The organism is Ornithinibacter aureus (assembly GCF_009858245.1).
Lineage (GTDB): Bacteria > Actinomycetota > Actinomycetes > Actinomycetales > Dermatophilaceae > Fodinibacter > Fodinibacter aureus.
In genome coordinates, this window is sequence record NZ_VMSB01000001.1 from 3,603,320 (window position 1) to 3,618,413 (window position 15,094).

General features: G+C 68.5%; 20 protein-coding genes and 1 tRNA gene. 13 read left to right on the top strand and 8 right to left on the bottom strand.

From position 1 onward, the window contains the following. Nucleotides 1-7 precede the first annotated feature (7 nt). From C8E84_RS17175 to C8E84_RS17200, 6 genes are all read left to right on the top strand, one after another. Nucleotides 8-1,237: a M20 metallopeptidase family protein gene (locus C8E84_RS17175; protein ID WP_159904115.1), complete on the top strand. Its 1,230-nt coding sequence runs from the start codon at nucleotides 8-10 to the stop codon at nucleotides 1,235-1,237. Nucleotides 1,238-1,639: 402 nt separating this feature from the next. Continuing rightward, nucleotides 1,640-2,704, top strand: coding sequence for a tyrosine-type recombinase/integrase (locus C8E84_RS17180; RefSeq protein ID WP_246197011.1), 1,065 nt, complete (start codon nucleotides 1,640-1,642; stop codon nucleotides 2,702-2,704). A 396-nt stretch (nucleotides 2,705-3,100) separates the two neighbouring features. Next, nucleotides 3,101-3,559, top strand: coding sequence for a hypothetical protein (locus tag C8E84_RS17185; RefSeq protein ID WP_159904117.1), 459 nt, complete (start codon nucleotides 3,101-3,103; stop codon nucleotides 3,557-3,559). A gap of 91 nt (nucleotides 3,560-3,650) precedes the next feature. Beyond that, the gene (locus C8E84_RS17190; protein ID WP_159902648.1) at nucleotides 3,651-3,881 is read left to right on the top strand and encodes a FitA-like ribbon-helix-helix domain-containing protein; all 231 of its coding nucleotides are present in this window, start codon (nucleotides 3,651-3,653) and stop codon (nucleotides 3,879-3,881) included. After that, nucleotides 3,868-4,281, top strand: a complete 414-nt coding sequence (locus C8E84_RS17195; protein ID WP_159904119.1) for a type II toxin-antitoxin system VapC family toxin — start codon at nucleotides 3,868-3,870, stop codon at nucleotides 4,279-4,281. Before C8E84_RS17190 ends, C8E84_RS17195 begins: the two co-directional genes overlap by 14 nt. Nucleotides 4,282-4,374: 93 nt before the next feature. Next, nucleotides 4,375-4,719, top strand: a complete 345-nt coding sequence (locus C8E84_RS17200) for a hypothetical protein (protein ID WP_159904121.1) — start codon at nucleotides 4,375-4,377, stop codon at nucleotides 4,717-4,719. Between the two features lie 875 nt (nucleotides 4,720-5,594). Here the strand turns inward: C8E84_RS17200 and C8E84_RS17205 are convergent. Continuing rightward, nucleotides 5,595-5,864 (bottom strand): hypothetical protein, encoded by a 270-nt coding sequence (locus tag C8E84_RS17205; protein ID WP_159904123.1) that lies wholly within the window; start codon nucleotides 5,862-5,864, stop codon nucleotides 5,595-5,597. Nucleotides 5,865-5,920: 56 nt separating this feature from the next. Here C8E84_RS17205 and C8E84_RS17210 point away from each other — a divergent pair, with 56 nt between their 5' ends. Continuing rightward, nucleotides 5,921-6,136 (top strand): hypothetical protein, encoded by a 216-nt coding sequence (locus C8E84_RS17210; RefSeq protein ID WP_211675650.1) that lies wholly within the window; start codon nucleotides 5,921-5,923, stop codon nucleotides 6,134-6,136. A gap of 441 nt (nucleotides 6,137-6,577) precedes the next feature. Continuing rightward, nucleotides 6,578-6,832, top strand: a complete 255-nt coding sequence (locus tag C8E84_RS17215; protein WP_159904125.1) for a hypothetical protein — start codon at nucleotides 6,578-6,580, stop codon at nucleotides 6,830-6,832. Nucleotides 6,833-6,871: 39 nt separating this feature from the next. Here C8E84_RS17215 and C8E84_RS17220 read toward each other — a convergent pair whose 3' ends face one another. After that, complete coding sequence (locus C8E84_RS17220) at nucleotides 6,872-7,261, bottom strand: hypothetical protein (RefSeq protein ID WP_159904127.1); 390 nt, start codon at nucleotides 7,259-7,261, stop codon at nucleotides 6,872-6,874. A gap of 185 nt (nucleotides 7,262-7,446) precedes the next feature. On the opposite strand from C8E84_RS17220, the gene C8E84_RS17225 reads away from it, so the two are divergent. Continuing rightward, on the top strand, nucleotides 7,447-7,710 hold the full coding sequence (locus C8E84_RS17225; protein ID WP_159904129.1) for a hypothetical protein: 264 nt from the start codon (nucleotides 7,447-7,449) through the stop codon (nucleotides 7,708-7,710). Between the two features lie 49 nt (nucleotides 7,711-7,759). Here the strand turns inward: C8E84_RS17225 and C8E84_RS17230 are convergent, their stop codons facing one another. Then, complete coding sequence (locus C8E84_RS17230; protein WP_159904131.1) at nucleotides 7,760-8,161, bottom strand: hypothetical protein; 402 nt, start codon at nucleotides 8,159-8,161, stop codon at nucleotides 7,760-7,762. Nucleotides 8,162-8,477: 316 nt separating this feature from the next. On the opposite strand from C8E84_RS17230, the gene C8E84_RS17235 reads away from it, so the two are divergent. Further along, nucleotides 8,478-8,813, top strand: a complete 336-nt coding sequence (locus tag C8E84_RS17235; protein ID WP_048693119.1) for a DUF5956 family protein — start codon at nucleotides 8,478-8,480, stop codon at nucleotides 8,811-8,813. Nucleotides 8,814-8,922: 109 nt separating this feature from the next. Beyond that, entirely contained in the window at nucleotides 8,923-9,825 is a 903-nt protein-coding gene (locus C8E84_RS17240) for a ketopantoate reductase family protein (RefSeq protein WP_083433421.1), read from the top strand. A 31-nt stretch (nucleotides 9,826-9,856) separates the two neighbouring features. Here C8E84_RS17240 and C8E84_RS18630 read toward each other — a convergent pair whose 3' ends face one another. From C8E84_RS18630 to thpR, 5 genes are all read right to left on the bottom strand, one after another. Continuing rightward, the gene (locus tag C8E84_RS18630; RefSeq protein WP_425495970.1) at nucleotides 9,857-10,012 is read right to left on the bottom strand and encodes a PGPGW domain-containing protein; all 156 of its coding nucleotides are present in this window, start codon (nucleotides 10,010-10,012) and stop codon (nucleotides 9,857-9,859) included. An 89-nt stretch (nucleotides 10,013-10,101) separates the two neighbouring features. Further along, a complete protein-coding gene (locus C8E84_RS17250; protein ID WP_159904135.1) occupies nucleotides 10,102-10,404 on the bottom strand; it encodes an addiction module antidote protein in 303 nt (100 codons plus the stop codon). Further along, the gene (locus tag C8E84_RS17255; RefSeq protein ID WP_159904137.1) at nucleotides 10,401-10,715 is read right to left on the bottom strand and encodes a type II toxin-antitoxin system RelE/ParE family toxin; all 315 of its coding nucleotides are present in this window, start codon (nucleotides 10,713-10,715) and stop codon (nucleotides 10,401-10,403) included. The genes C8E84_RS17250 and C8E84_RS17255 overlap by 4 nt, the downstream gene beginning before the upstream one ends. A 126-nt stretch (nucleotides 10,716-10,841) precedes the next feature. Beyond that, a tRNA-Arg gene (locus C8E84_RS17260) sits at nucleotides 10,842-10,914 on the bottom strand. A gap of 26 nt (nucleotides 10,915-10,940) precedes the next feature. After that, a complete protein-coding gene (gene thpR, locus C8E84_RS17265) occupies nucleotides 10,941-11,546 on the bottom strand; it encodes an RNA 2',3'-cyclic phosphodiesterase (protein WP_159904139.1) in 606 nt (201 codons plus the stop codon). A gap of 69 nt (nucleotides 11,547-11,615) precedes the next feature. Here thpR and C8E84_RS17270 point away from each other — a divergent pair, with 69 nt between their 5' ends. Both C8E84_RS17270 and C8E84_RS17275 read left to right on the top strand, forming a co-directional pair. Beyond that, nucleotides 11,616-13,337 carry a GTPase family protein gene (locus tag C8E84_RS17270; protein ID WP_159904141.1) on the top strand — a complete coding sequence of 574 codons (1,722 nt, stop codon included), beginning with the start codon at nucleotides 11,616-11,618 and terminating at the stop codon, nucleotides 13,335-13,337. Continuing rightward, the gene (locus tag C8E84_RS17275; RefSeq protein WP_246197012.1) at nucleotides 13,334-15,004 is read left to right on the top strand and encodes a YfjP family GTPase; all 1,671 of its coding nucleotides are present in this window, start codon (nucleotides 13,334-13,336) and stop codon (nucleotides 15,002-15,004) included. Before C8E84_RS17270 ends, C8E84_RS17275 begins: the two co-directional genes overlap by 4 nt. Nucleotides 15,005-15,094: the final 90 nt, after the last annotated feature.

Genomic DNA, 15,094 nt, shown 5'->3' on the forward strand with positions numbered 1-15,094 from the left:
GGTCGACGTGACTGACACCCTGCGCATTGCTGCCCGCCTGGCCCCGGAGCTGGTGGCGCTGCGGCGCCACCTCCACGGCATCCCCGAACTCGGCCTGGACCTGCCCGACACCCAGGCCGCCGTGCTCAAGGCGTTGGCGGGGCTCGACCTCGAGGTGACCCTGGGGGAGTCGCTCAGTTCTGTCGTCGCGGTGCTGCGCGGCCGTGCACCGGTGACGGGGGAGAGGCCCGTCGTGCTCCTGCGCGCAGACATGGACGCCCTGCCCGTGGCCGAGCAGGTCGACGTCGACTACGTCTCGACCCGCCCCGGGATGATGCACGCCTGCGGCCACGACCTGCACATGGCCGGGCTCGTCGGCGCGGCCCGCATCCTGCACGAACTGCGCGAGCACCTCGTCGGTGACGTCGTGCTGATGTTCCAGCCTGCCGAGGAGGGGCCGGGCGGGGCTGAGCCAATGATCCGTGAAGGTCTGCTCGAGGCAGCCGGACGCCGCGTCGATGCTGCCTACGCCGTGCACGTCTACTCGGCTGACCACCCCTTCGGGACGTGGTTCGGGCGGCCGGGCACGCTCATGGCGGCCGCGGACGAGGTGCATGTGGTCGTGCGCGGGGAGGGTGGCCACGGGTCGGCCCCGGACCGCGCCAAGGACCCCGTGCCCGTGGCGTGCGAGATCGTGCTGGCCTACCAGAGCGCGGTCACCCGCCAGTTCAGCGTGTGGGACCCCGTGGTGCTGACGGTGGGGAGGATCGCGGCTGGGACGAAGGACAACATCATCCCGGACGACGCCTTCGTCGACGCGACGTTGCGGACCTTCTCGGCCGAGAACCGGGCCCGCGCCCATGACGTCGTCACCCGGATCGCCGAGCACGTCGCCCAGGCCCACGGGATGACCGCCGAGGTCACCATCGGCAACGGCTACCCCGTGACCGTCAACGACGTCGATGAGTTCGCGTTCTCACAGGGCGTGGTCGTCGACCTGTTCGGTGCCGACCGCTGGGTCGACATGGCCAACCCCGAAGCCGGGTCGGAGGACATGTCGTTCGTCCTCGACGAGGTGCCCGGTGCCTACCTCAACGTCAGCGCGTGCGCCTTCTCGGACGTGGCCGACGCGGAGGACAACCACTCGCCGCGAGCGGCGTTCGACGACGCGGTGGTCCCGGACATCGCGGCAGCCCTGGCCGAGATGGCGCTGCGCCGGACACGTGAACTCTCCAAGGGCGTCGTCGCTGACGCGTGACGCCCCAAAGGCGCACCCCGGGGAGGCCGTGAGGCCTCAACCCGGGGTGCTGGGCCCTCGCGCACTGGGGGGAGAGAACGAGGGCCTGATCGAAGTCTTCCACAGCTTGCGGCGATTGCAGCCACTCGCGTCCCGGATCTGTCCACCTGAGCGCCCCCGGCAGGACTCGAACCTGCCGCATAGCTGTTTCCGTGCAGGTCGCTGATCTGGCAAAATAGGGCTCTGACCTGCGTATTCGTCGGATGTTGAAGTGGACATGACAGGCCAGTAGGGGTCAGAATCTGACACTGCTAATGCACGATAAGCGCACGAACCGTGGAGGCTGGTCGAGGTGACGGCCACGAGGAAGAGGGCTCGCAGAGGTTTCGGCACGCTCCGACGCCTGCCCTCGGGGCGGTATCAGTGTCCTACGTCGGGCCGGATCTCGCCCGGCACACGGCGCCCCAGACCTTCAGCGCGAAGATCGACGCCGAGCACTGGATGGCGGCCGAGCGGCGGCTCATCGATGCCGACCAGTGGGTGGCACCCAGAGTGCGCGCGCAGGCCCGCCAGGGGGCGATGACCCTGCGGGACTACGCCCAGGGAGCGGTCGACCGTCGTAGGGTCCGCGGAGAGCCCTTGAAGCCCCGCACCCGCGCGCTGTACGCCTCGCAGCTCGACAGGCTGATCTACCCCACCTTTGGGGACAGGGTCTTGCGGAGCATCACCCGGGATGACGTGGCCCGCTGGTACGACGCACTCGGCCCCCAGCACCCCACCCAGCGCGCTCATGCCTACTCGCTGCTTCGTGCCGTCATGGGCCAAGCCGTCGTGGAATGCCTGGTGTCGTCGAGCCCGTGCCAAATTCCGGGTGCCAGCCGCGTGTCTCGGCAGCGACGGATCGAGCCAGCCAGCCTGCCCGAGCTGGCGGCGATCGTCGAAGGGATGCCGGAGCGGCTGCGGTTGCTCGTCGTGCTCGGAGCCTGGTGTGCGCTGCGCTACGGCGAGCTGGCCGAGCTTCGCCGGCACGACGTCGACCTCGAGCGAGGCGTGCTGTCCATCTCACGTGCCGTGGTGCGCGTCGACGGAGCCGACCTCGTCGGTCGGCCGAAGAGCGTCGCAGGGGTGCGCCATGTGGCCATCCCACCGCATCTCCACCCGGCCATCCAGGCGCACCTGGACGCGCACGTCGCCCCCGGATCCGACTCGCTGCTCTTCCCGAGGCCGGGCACCAATCGCCACTTGATCCACACCGAGGTCACCAAGATCTTCATGACCGCACGGGCGGCCGCGGGCCGGCCGGATCTTCGCCTGCACGACCTGCGGCACACCGGCGCGGTCCTGGCTGCCCAGACCGGTGCCACCCTCGCCGAGTTGATGGCCCGCCTCGGGCACTCCACTCCAGGCGCCGCCCTGCGCTACCAGCACGCGGCCGCTGGGCGCGACGCCCAGATCGCCGCCCGGCTGTCGGAGATGGCGCTCCAGTAGGAGCCGAGTGGCAGGTCTGCCGCGGCCGCCGTCGGCACCCAGGTCACGCGGCCTCCCTCGTCGGCCCCAAGCACGCTCTCCAACATCTCTTCACCCACTTGCCTAACCACGCGGCCGGACCGCAAACCCGGTCCCGGCCTGGGAACGATGCCATTGCCCTCAACGCACACCCGACGTCTCTACCCCCGAAAGGCGCAAATGCCGTCAACTGCACACCCGATGCATTCTGGATTGAGGGCTGTTTCAGTGATGCGAAATCGAACCATTTCGGGGTAGCTTGGGAACGTGGTCGGGGAGGAGCCAAGGAGATGCCCGCAGTGTGGGGCGCCGGTGTCGTACACGGGTCGCGGGAGGCGCCCCGTGTGGTGCTCGAGCCGGTGCCGGAACATCGCCGCAGTGACCCGTCGAGGGGCCCGCGAGGCGGCCGTCCAGATCCGGATGATCGACGTTCCGAGGGCGACGAAGCCGAGGCGTGAGCGCACGCCGACGCGCGAGGAACGGGATGAGTCGGCGATCTCGCGGGTCGCCCGGTCCTCACGGCTGTCCCGGGAGCTCCTGGCTCGTCTGCGGATCCGCCGGCAGCGCGGCGAGCTCGACAGCGAGGTCTGGGACGACATCACGAGGATGCTCGACCAGTTCATCCCCGGCTACTCGCCCAGGACCACCCCGCCTGCGCCGCCAACCCCAGCGGCCTCGCGCCCCGCCTCGGCGATGACGCTGCCTGATCTCATCCAAGCCATCGACCGCCTTTCGTCCGGGCTCGAGACTGGTCGGATCTACGACCGCGACTTCGCCACGCTCGGCCCTGCCCTGGAGCGACTCGGCAACGCCTGGGTGCGTCGTACGTCCCGATAGTGGGTTGCCCGCCGAGTGCGGTTCGGATGTTCACTCACATGCCGATGGTCGGGCGGTTGTGAATCGGCGCTTGTAGCGCCATAATGGCGCCATGCCGAGTGTTCAGATCAAGGATGTGCCCGAGAGCACCCATGCGGTGTTGCGCCAACGGGCCGCAGCCGCGCACCAGTCGTTGCAGGAGTACCTGCGTTCCCGGCTGATCGCTGAGGCCAGCCAGCCGACTTTGGAGGAGGTCCTCGACCGGGCCGGCGGGCGCTCCGGCGGATCTGTCCCGCTCGCAGACGCGGTCAAGGCTGTGCAGGGGGATCGTGCTCGTCGTTGACGCCAGCGTCCTTGCGGTCGCGTTGGCCGATGACGGCCCGGACGGGGATGCCGCTCGCACCCGGCTGCGGGGTGAGACGTTGGCCGCCCCCCCAGAACTGGTCGACCTTGAGGTCGCCTCTGTACTGCGTCGACAGAACCGTGCCGGGATGCTCGACAACCGCCGGGCGGATCTGGCCATGACAGACCTCGGGGCGCTGCCCATGCACCGCGCCTCGCATCTGGCGCTGCTACCACGCTGTTGGGAGCTGCGGGACAACGTGACCACCTACGACGCCGCCTACGTCGCCCTGGCCGAGGCGCTGGATGCGACGTTGCTCACTGGCGACCGGCGCCTTGCCCATGCGGCCGGCCCCACCTGCACCATCGAACTGCTCAGAACGCCCCGCCGCGGGCGTTGAGCACCGCCCTGATATGCCGCCTAGGGGTGAAAACGTCAGGCAGTTGGCCACAACACGACGCTGGCAACCGACGTCGTCTGCGAAACTGATGGCGTGAGCATCAGCAGGCCAACGCGGGTCTATGCAGCCGTCATGCTGGCCCTGACCCCGAGCCTCATTCTTCCAACATCGGACTTCGGACAACCCATGGAACTGGTGTTGACGGTTCTTGGCGTCCTCGCGCTCATTGGAGCCCTGCCGTCGCTCGTCGTTGCCGGCGTCCCGCTCTACCTGGTTGGCAACATCGCCGCGGGTGACCCGTTCTTCCTCTCGGGGTCGGCCCTCGTGTTCGGACTTGCCTACGTCACCTCGGTCCTGATCAACGCCGCGCTGCTCGAGCTGCTCATGCGGCGTCGAACAGTGGGTGGAGCGAGCCGCGCTTCCGTCGTTACCGACTAAACCCGGACATCCGCTCATGCCGCAACCAGCGTGTGGTCGAGAACCGATAGATCTAGCCTCATGTCGTGACTCCACATTGGTCAGGTCCATCGGGACAAGCGTTCGCTCAGCTGGTCTACGAACGACTCGCTGGTGTGGAGGGCTTGCACACCGACGTGCGTCAGATCGACCCGGAGGTCTCGACGCCCGCAAGCTTTCTGGTGGACATCTCATGGTCTGGTGGAGTCGTCCTTTGCGAAGTGGCGGACTCCCTCGACGGCGTGAGAATCATGGATGACCATGCCGAGGACGTGACCACAGACACCGCCCTGAGGTACATCGCGGCACGGACGGCAGGCACCTCCAAGGCGACAGCATGGCGACAGGCGGGCTGCTGACCCGGGACGCAAACGCCCTCATCTGCCGCGGATCGGGCGTTCAGATCTGGAACTGCTGATTTTCGGCGGCGAGAGGCCGTACCGTCCTCCCCATGACGAGCGCGGTAGAGGCAGGGCCTGCGGCTACCTCGCCGCAGCGCCCAACGTTCATCAAGAAGCACCCAGTGGTCACTGCGGCCATTCTGGCCAGCCTTGCGGTTACTGCCCTCCTCCTGAGTTGGTTCTTCGCCGCCGTCCCGCTCACTGGTGTGGAGCCAGACGGCAACTTCATCGACTGCGGACCTGCCCTGATTGGGCGACCCTCGCCGTTGCCCCACCCAACGTGCGCCGATGCCTACGGAGGGGTGGTGATTCCAAGCCTCTTCTTTGGCCTGGCTGCCGCGGCGAGCCTGGTCGGCTCCGTCTGGCTTCTCGCACGCACCTACGCACACTCCCGGACCTCCGACTAGCGCACGCTCATGCCGCGAAGAGGGGAACCTCTATTGTCGACGACCGGCCTCAGCCCGCGGGCCGGAAGTCCGGCGGTAGGTGCTCCGGGTCCACCAGTCCCTCGGTCAGTTCTTGAACATCCCGAACGGCCCAGTCAGGCGCCGGCAGGCCAGCGTTGTGAAGAGCCCACGCGAGATAGCCGACGCCCTCGGCTGGTTCTCCGTGCTCGATCAACGAGTCGGCCAGCGCGAAGGCATCCGGCGGCAACACATCCGCCAGCGCGACGCGAAGCCCATTGACTCGGCCCAGATACCGGTCTTGCGCCGAGGTGTCGCTCACGACGTCATCCTGCCGCAGCCACATCCGCACATGCCGCGGATAGGTAGCCTCACTTCGTGAAGCGGATGGTGGTCGACGGTGAGCACTTCGATGTCATCGCGCGGGCCGGCGAGCCGGGCGTCTACGACTTTCGGTGGACGTCAGGTCCGAATGAGGGGTATGGCTTCGGGAGCGCCGGACACGGCAGTGACGGCATGACGGACGGTGAGCTGGAGGACGCTATCCGCAACTTCCTGAGCCAAGTCGATCTGAACACTGGCTACATCGAGTAGGCAACCGGATCTGCCGCGACTAGGAAGCCGCCGGACGCCCGATCCCGGGACGTCGGACCGTTGTGACCCCCATAATCGTGAGGACCCCGGCCACTGCTGCGGCGCGCGAGCAACACGGAGGCTGGATGTCTGACAACGCTCATCGGGCGCCTCTGAGTTGGCGTGTGTGGGTATGCGCTGCGTTTGGAGTCGTTGTCGGCGGCGGGGCCGCTTTCGACTACGTAGGGCAGGGCGACTACGTCAAGGCCGTCGTCGGAGGGATCGTGTGCGTGGCCTCTTTGGCCGTGATTGCGTGGGGACTGGACGACCGCGCGTGATGCGTTGACTCTCCCTTTGGATCGATGCAAGCCCGCGCGTGGTTGAGCGGTGCCGAACTGCACGGACATGCCGCGTTTCGATGTTCCGTCCGCTTCAGGCGAGAGCAGGCGGGAGAATGGGGATGTGATCGTCAAGGGGAAGGCCACCCTGCTCCTGCTCGTCTGGCTGGCCGCCTACATGGTGATCGGCGGGGCAGTCTGGGCTGTGGCCAACTCCCTGCTGTTGAGCACCGCCCTTGACGACATGATGGGCATCCTGATTGCCGGCGGGCTGACCATCGTGCTGGGATGGCTGGGGGCATCTTGGGTTCATCGGCGGGTAGACAGCGCAATCTCCGAGAAGACGGCCGCTGCCGGCACTTCCCCAGATCATCACTGACGCGACCCATCCTCATTTGCCGCGATCCGAACGCCCGTGTCAGCCTCGACGGATGACCTGGCCGCTGAACGAGCGCTCCACGGGCGCGCTGTCGTGAGGATTGAAGCTCGCGGCAAGCCCAAGCCCAACGGTCCAGCCCCCCACGAAGGCGATAGCGATGATGACCAGTTCGGCGCTGGGATTCTCACCTATGAACAAGCCGCCAATGCAAACCAGAACGAACAGGAGCGCAAAGACGCGCCGGGAGCCGGGTGTCGTTGGCCGACGAAACTGCTGAAACGCCCCGAGGCCCAGCCCGTAGAGGCCGAACGCTGCGGCCGCCTGAGTCGACGACCATCCCCCGCCGAACCACAGGACAGCGAGAAAACCCGCAGGCACACTGAGGTCCGTCAGAAGCCTGACCCAGCTCGTTGCCCTCGCCGCGTCCACCCGCCGCAGCCTAGACCTGCACGCCCTTGCCGGGCCGAAATTTGGGATTGAGGACGCCGAGGGACCCGGCAGGCCCGCGGCCGCACAGCACCGAGATCTGCCCATCCGGTCATGCCGACTGCGTTGTGAGTCCCCGATGCGCGATCCGCGGGGCCGAGGACGACGCCGAGGTCCACAATGTGCCTGTGGATGGAGTCTTGTTCTTCGCGACTATCGCCGGCGTCTACGGGGTTATCGTCCTCTTCGTGAGCGCCCGTCTCACCGGCACGCGGCTCCTTGCCACCCTGATGGTGGCCCTCGTTCCGGCGGTCCTTCTGATGCTGCTCCTACCCGAGGGGTCAGACGTTCGGATCATTGCCATACCGATGACGACGGGCGTCACCTTCGCAGCGTTGGTTCGCGGGATGAAGGGGTTTGGCTCGCCGCTACGCCGCGCACCAGCGAACTGACGCACGATTCGGAACGTCCGGATCTGCCGCAAGTGGGGCGGATGGCTCGCTAGGACTTGCTCGTGGCGGTTGCGACCGCGTCGGCCTTTTCAACGCGCCAGATGAGGATCTGCACGGCAACCGACGCTGCCAGCAGTGCCCAGCCGAGCCACACCAACGGCGACTCACGATCTTCTGCCTGGGTGATGAGGAAGAAGGGGAAGACGAACGGAAGAACGGCGTCGAAGAAGCTTCGTGGTCGCCAGGAAGGCACGAGTTCCTCGGAACCATTCCGCACTCCGAGTCGCACCCCGTAAGCAACCATGAAGATCAGCACGGCGCCAAGCAGCCGGTCGACCCAACTCGACCGTGCATCCAACACGAGAAGGTAACTGAGGGCAGCAGCAGCGAGGCCCATGACGACTACGGATGCCGTCGAGAGGCGACGGCGAAGTGCAGTGCGGGCAGCCATGCGCCCATGCTCGCAGAGATCAAAGCGGCGCTAAGCAAACGTTGGGTCGGCACGACCTCATGACCGCCCTCATCTGCCGCGGTTGGTGCGTATCAAGATCGGCGTGGGAAACGGCCGCGCCGTGAAGTGCCGCCAGTCGCTACCCTCCACTCGGCGGCCGTCCAGCCGGTAAGGCGATTCACGGGTCGTCCCGTATGGGTTCGAGAAGGGCTGGAAGTAGACCCCGGAGTCGCGCCGCCACCTTGGCCGAACTCGTCCTGTCATGCCGCATCGCGGGTGCTGTACCCGCGGAACCGTCACTGAGAGGCTGTCCCTCGTGAACGAGTACTCGTGGGAGGGCATCTCGCCCGAAGCGCAGTTCCTTTGGGGGGAGCGAACGAAGGAAATCGGCGACCGTCCAGTTGACAGTGACGACGCGAACGACCTTCCGCTCGCTCGTCTGGCGAGGGAGCACGGGTTCGAGGTAGCTCCGGACGCTCCGATGTGGCTCCTTCTCCCGGTGGTGTGGCCAATCGCGGATCGGGCATGGATTCGGGACAACCGCCTGCGTCATCTGCAAACCTACGTCGATGGTCAGCTGGTTGACGTTCCGTGGTCCACGGCGGACTACCTCGAGGCCGCCGACGACGAGCACGACTCCCTAGGGAATTGATGAGCAAGTGGCCGCAGTGATGAAGATCTGGACCGCAGGCGGAACATCCACACATGCCGCCGGTGGCGCACCGGCACTTCTGGGTCCTCCTGGCGCATAGGCTCGCACTATGGCGCGTGTGAGGGTGCTCGGGGCAGGTGTCGTTGGATCGGTCTACGCGGCGCTGCTGGCCGACGCCGGTCACGAGGTCACCCTGATCGCACGAGGATCGAGACTCGTCGACCTGCGCCGCCATGGACTGCTCGTGGGCCTCGACGGCCGGATCCTTGCGCCCGACGTGGCCGTGACGAAGTCACCGGAAGTGACAGACTGCGACGTCCTGCTGGTCGCCGTTCGCGGTGACCAGTTGGCTGCGGCCCTGGACGACATCGCAGCCAGCCCGGCTGGGTGGGTCTGGATGTTCACCAACCCCCTCGAGCTGCGCAGTGACGTGGAGGATCGCCTGGGCCGCGACCGGCTGGTCTGGTGCTTCTCCGGTGTGGGCGGCGGCGTGAAGGACGGGCAGGTGACCGCCCACCGGGTGGGGCAGCAGCCCACCGTGGTCGAGGGCGGGGCAGCCGGCTCCAAGTTCGCGTCGCAGCTGCTCGGCGCGATCGACCCCCACCTGCGGACCGAGCCGGACATGCACGCCTGGTTGGACACCCACACGGTGTTCGTGGCCGCCATGGCCGCCCTGGTCCTGGAGCAGCCCTTGGAGACGCGATCACAGCGAGTGCGCGGCGCTGTCCTGCTGGTTCGGGCCATGCGACAGGCCTTCGACTCCCTCGAAGCGCAGGGGGCTCGCATCACACCGCGCAACCTGCGGATGATCTTCGGCCGGGTGCCCCTGCCGATCGCCGCCCTGTACTGGGCTGCGCAGCTGTCACGACCCGTCGTGCAGGTGTCCATGCTCCCCCATGCCACCGCGACCCGAACCACCGAACAGCGGGCCGTGGCCGCTCACGCCCTGGACCTCGCGGGCCACGGCCCCGGCCTCTACCGCCAGCTGCTCGCTCCTTTGGCCGGCACCTGAGCGGGTGCTCGGAACGCACTACTTTTCCGCGTTAGGTGTGTTCGGGGCGCTTCCGCAGCAGGACGGACGCTACGGCGGCGACGACCACGCCGAGTGTGAGGACGAGCATTCCGGGCCCAGGCAGGGGGATCAGGGCAACGCCAACAACGATGAGCGCCAATCCGACGCCGAGCAAGACCTTCAGCATGTGCGTATCTTCTACCGTCGCCGAGGTCGGCAGCGGGACGTTCACTCATCTGCCGCGAATGGTGAGTTAGCGCGGCCGGCGTCGCTTCCTCAGGCGATGGACTCGAAGTGCAGCCGGAGACCCAGGGCCCGGGACACCTTGAGGACGGTGGCGAAGCTGGGGTTGCCGTCGGCCGAGAGGGCCTTGTAGAGACCCTCACGGCTCATCCCGGCTCGGCGGGCGAGCTCGCTCACGTTGCCGGAGCGCGCGATGGCCCCAAGTGCCTGGGCGATCAGAACGGGGTCGTCGTCGCCTTCGTCGATCACGGCTTCGAGGTAGGCCGCGACGTCGTCGAAGGTGGACAGGTAGTCGGCAGCATCGAAGGGGGAGAAGGTCTCACTCTTGTCGCTCATCGGTCTCCTCCTTGGTTCGCTCGCCACTGTTGGGCGATGTCGTGCGCAGCCGCGATGTCAGCACTCTGGGTCGACTTGTCACCGCCGCAGAGCAACAGGATCAGCCGGTCTCCCTGGCGCAGGTAGTAGACCCGGTAGCCCGGTCCGTAGTCGATCCGGAGCTCGGAGATGCCGCCTCCGACTGGTTTGACGTCGCCGGGGTTGCCCGCGGCGAGCCGATTGATCCGGATCAGGACCCGTGCGGCAGCCCGGCGATCCTTCAGTTTGCTTAGCCACCGATCGAACGTCGAGGACCTGACGACGTCGATCATGTGTTAACTATAGTTAACACATGGCGTCCAAAGCAAGGGCCGCGAGGGCCCGCCACTAGTGCACGCGTAGTGCACGCTTCGAATTAGGCAATCGTATTCTTGCAGGTCAGAGTATGTTTAAGGAGGCGCCCCCGGCAGGACTCGAACCTGCGACCTCGAGATTAGAAGGCTCTTGCTCTATCCGCTGAGCTACGGGGGCCGAGCGATCATCCCGACCGCCGAAGGTCAGTGTAGGACTGGCACGGCACCATCGCGGGGGGGCGCCCGGGGGTCGTGCACGCCGAGGCCACAGCGTGCCAGGACCTCGTGGCGTGGACGGTGCCCACGCTCCCTGGGGAGGTGCGAGCCGACGACCACGACCTCGGATGCCGTCCACGCGGCCCCGTCGTAGGAGTCCAGGACCCGGACCCACCGGGTCGCCTCGGTCGGTCGCCCGAACCGGCCCAGGGTCACGTGGGGACGAAACGGCCCGCCCTCGGGGGCCGCGCCCACTACGGCCGCTGCGGTGCGCACCGAGCGCGCCAACGGTGCCAGGCCCTCGCCACCGGCCAGCCCGGCCCACAGCACCCGGGCCGCCGTCACGTCAGGGAAGCAACCCCCACCGGTGATCCGCAGGCTCGGCGGGGCAGACCGCGCCGCCACCGCGGTGAGGTTGTCGACGAGATCGTCCACCACCCGCTCTGGCGCGGCGCCCATGAAGGCGAGCGTCACGTGCCATTGCGCCGGCGGACTCCACCTCAGGTCGGGGTCGGCGCCCACCCGGGCCTCCAGGAAGTCCTCGAGGTGCTCGGCCGCCTCGAGGCTCGGGTGCAGGGCCACGAACAGTCGCATGCTGAGCATCATCCGGCGCGCCCGAGGTAATCGCCTGTCGACCTGCGCAAAGTCGTTAGGGTTGGCGTCGTGACCGTGGACAGTGACGTGGAGGCGCTCGCCTCCGTCGTCGAGGCCCTGCGCGACGAGGTCGGCCAGGCCTCCTTGCCGCTCGAGGTGCCGAGCCGAGCAGCCGCCGAGGCGTCGCGAACGGCCCTGATCCACCAGCTCGATGACTACGTGCTCCCTCGGCTTCGCGCGATCGACGCCCCTCTGCTCGCTGTGGTGGGTGGATCGACGGGCGCTGGCAAGTCGACGTTGGTCAACTCCATCGTCGGGGCCCGAGTGAGCCGCCCCGGGGTGTTGCGGCCGACGACGACGTCGCCGGTCCTGGTCCATCACCCGGAAGATCGCGGCTGGTTCGCCGACGCCCGCATCCTGCCGGGCCTCGCGCGGGTCACCGGCGACGGCAACCCCGACCAGGCGGGGCTCGACCAGCCGGGCACCGTGCGCCTCGTCGAGTCCTCGACACTGCCTGCCGGGATGGCCCTGCTCGACGCCCCCGACATCGACTCGGTCGTCTCGGCCAATCGCGCCATCGCCGCCCAACTGCTGTCGGCGGCCGATCTCTGGCTGTTCGTCACCACGGCGGCGCGGTACGCGGATGCCGTGCCGTGGGATCTTCTGCGCACGGCCGCCGACCGCGGCACCTCCGTGGCCATCGTCCTCGACCGCATCCCCGCCGAGGCCATCGACGAGATCCGCCCCCACCTGGCGAGCATGCTGCGCGAGCAGGGGCTGCCCACCGCACCCATCTTCACCGTCCCCGAAGCCCCCTTGGACGCCGACGGTCAGTTGCCGCCAGAGGCCGTGGAGCGGCTCAGCGCGTGGCTGCACGCCCTTGCCAGCGATTCCCGTGCGCGCTCCATCGTCGTCGGCCAGACGCTTCGCGGGGCCGTCGACTCGCTGTCCGGGCGAACGAGCGACCTGGTCGTCGCCAGCCGTGACCAGCACGACGCCGCGACTGCCCTGCGCCGGGCCGTCGACGAGAGCTACGACGAGGCCCATCGTCGCGTCGACGACGGCATGACCGACGGCACCCTGCTGCGCGGCGAGGTCCTGGCCCGCTGGCAGGAGTTCGTCGGCACCGGTGAGTTCTTCCGCCAGGTGGAGACGACCATCTCGCGTTGGCGCGACAAGCTGACCGCCGCCGTCAAGGGCAGCACGCCGCCGGCCGACGGTCTGGGCGAGGCCCTGCAGAGCGGGGTCGCCACCCTCATCCTCGCCAACGCGGAGACCGCGGCGTCGCAGTCCGCTCGGGCGTGGCGCCGCCTGCCGGGCGGGGAACCGGTGCTCGCACGGCATCCTGGCCTCGCCAAGCCGAGCCCGGGGCTTCCTGCCGACGTCGAGCGACTCGTGCGCCAGTGGCAGAGCGAGGTGCTCGACCTCGTGCGCAGCGAGGGTCAGGGCCGTCGAACGAACGCGCGCATCGCCGCGTACGGCGTCAACGCCATCGGCCTGTTCCTGATGTTGGTCGCCTTCAGCAGCACCGGCGGGTTGATGGGCGCCGAGGTCGGGATCGCCGGTGGCACCGCGGTACTGGCCCAGCGGGTGCTCGAGGCGATCTTCGGTGACCAGGCCGTGCGCACGATGGCCACCAAGGCACGTCGCCGCCTTATCGAACTCGTTGACGCACTCTATGAGAGGGAGCAGCAGCGGTACGCCGTCGCGCTCCCCGACACGCCCGCTCTCGCCGACCAGGCCGGACGCCTCAGCGCTGTCGCCGCTGACCTGCGAAAGGTCGTCCGGTGAGCCCGCTGCGCATGGGACGGGGCCGCGGCGTCGTGATCTCCGCGGATGAGTTGTCGGCTGCGGCCGCTGCCCTCGCGGCGGCGGCAGATGCCGGTGGCGGTCAGCTGCCAGCCGACGAACGCGGGCGGGCGGATGCCGTGGTGGCCAAGGTGGCCGAGCGCACCGCGCTGGCCGGGGACCACACCATCGTCGCGCTCGCCGGTGCCACGGGCAGTGGAAAGTCCTCACTGTTCAACGCGCTCGTCGGGACCGACGTCGCCGTCACCGGCGTACGCCGACCGACGACGGCGACGCCGACCGCAGCGATCTGGGGCGCGCAGCCGGCCGGTGAGCTCCTCGACTGGCTGGGTGTGGGCGCACGACACGTGGTCGGGGACCAGCGCGACGGTGAGCCCGAGGTGCTCGGGTCGCTCGACGGCCTGGTGCTGCTCGACCTGCCCGACTTCGACTCCCGTGAGGTCACGAACCGGGTCGAGGCCGAGCGGGTGCTCGACCTGGTGGATCTCTTCGTGTGGGTCACCGACCCGCAGAAGTACGCGGACGCACGGTTGCACGACGACTACGTCTCGGCGCTCGCCACCCACGAGGCCGTGACCATCGTCGTCCTCAACCAGAGTGATCGGCTCAGCGACGCCGAGGTCGATCAGTGTCGCACCGACCTGGTCCGGCTGATGGAGCGCGACGGGGTCCCTGGAGCGACCGTGCTCGCGACCTCCGTCGCCACCGGTCACGGCATCGACGTCCTGCGCCAACGCCTGGCCAACGCCGTGGCCGGGCGCACGATGGCGCGCTCACGCCTGGCCGCGGACGTCCGAGCCGCTGCCGGTGCCCTCACCAGCCACGTGGCCGAGGGTGAGCCCGTGCTCGACGACGCGGCGCGATCCGACCTCGTCGACGCCCTCGCGCGAAGCGCCGGCGTTCCCACGGTGGTCGAGGCCGTGGCCCGCGACTACCGGATGGAGGCGGTGTCCCACACCGGCTGGCCCTTCACCCGGTGGGCGCAGTCCCTGCGCCCGCGACCCCTGCGGCGCTTGCGCCTCGATGGTCGCGACATCAGCGTCTCCGAGGCCGACGTCCGGTCCGTCCTCGGGCGCTCCTCTCTTCCCCCGGCAAGCCCGGCAGCGCGATCGGCCGTCGAGATCGCCACCCGTCGTCTCGTGGACCGCGCGTCCGAGGGGCTGCCGGCACCGTGGGCCGAAGCCGTCGAGACCGCCGCTGCACCCTCGGGCCCAGCCCTGGGGGACGCCCTCGACCAAGCGGTCGTCGGCACGCCCCTGCATTCGCGATCGCCGGTGTGGTGGCGAGCGTTCGGATTCGGCCAGCTGCTGCTGGCCGCTGCGGCCGTGGTCGGCTTCCTCTGGCTCGCCCTGTACGTCGTCCTCGGGTGGCTCCAGATGGATGCCGTGATCGGCGCACCCCCCAGCGTCGGCATCCTCCCGGTGCCGCTCATCCTCTTCCTTGGTGGCCTGGTGGCGGGCTTGCTCCTGGCGTTGATCGCGCGCCCGCTGGCCCGGGTCGGGTCACAGCGACGAGCCCACGTGATCGATCGTCGGCTGCGAGAGTCGATCGACGCGGTGGCCCGCGAGGAGATCGTCCGCCCCGTCGAGCGAGTCCTCGAACGCCATGCTGCCACGCGGCTGGCTCTCTCCCGAGCCGCGGGAAACTGAGCCCTCTCATCCACAGGTCGGGTACTCGGCCGAGGTTGTCCACAGGCTCGGACGCACCACTGGCGGCACGCCCACCTGCGGGCACAGTCT

Bases quoted from the DNA above. Each gene is read 5' to 3' on its own strand.
- C8E84_RS17190 (WP_159902648.1), top strand. From the start codon at position 3,651: ATGCCGAGTGTTCAGATCAAGGATGTGCCCGAGAGCACCCATGCGGTG.
- C8E84_RS17230 (WP_159904131.1), bottom strand. From the start codon at position 8,161: ATGGCTGCCCGCACTGCACTTCGCCGTCGCCTCTCGACGGCATCCGTA.
- C8E84_RS17240 (WP_083433421.1), top strand. From the start codon at position 8,923: ATGGCGCGTGTGAGGGTGCTCGGGGCAGGTGTCGTTGGATCGGTCTAC.
- C8E84_RS18630 (WP_425495970.1), bottom strand. From the start codon at position 10,012: ATGCTGAAGGTCTTGCTCGGCGTCGGATTGGCGCTCATCGTTGTTGGC.
- C8E84_RS17250 (WP_159904135.1), bottom strand. From the start codon at position 10,404: ATGAGCGACAAGAGTGAGACCTTCTCCCCCTTCGATGCTGCCGACTAC.
- C8E84_RS17255 (WP_159904137.1), bottom strand. From the start codon at position 10,715: ATGATCGACGTCGTCAGGTCCTCGACGTTCGATCGGTGGCTAAGCAAA.
- thpR (WP_159904139.1), bottom strand. From the start codon at position 11,546: ATGCGACTGTTCGTGGCCCTGCACCCGAGCCTCGAGGCGGCCGAGCAC.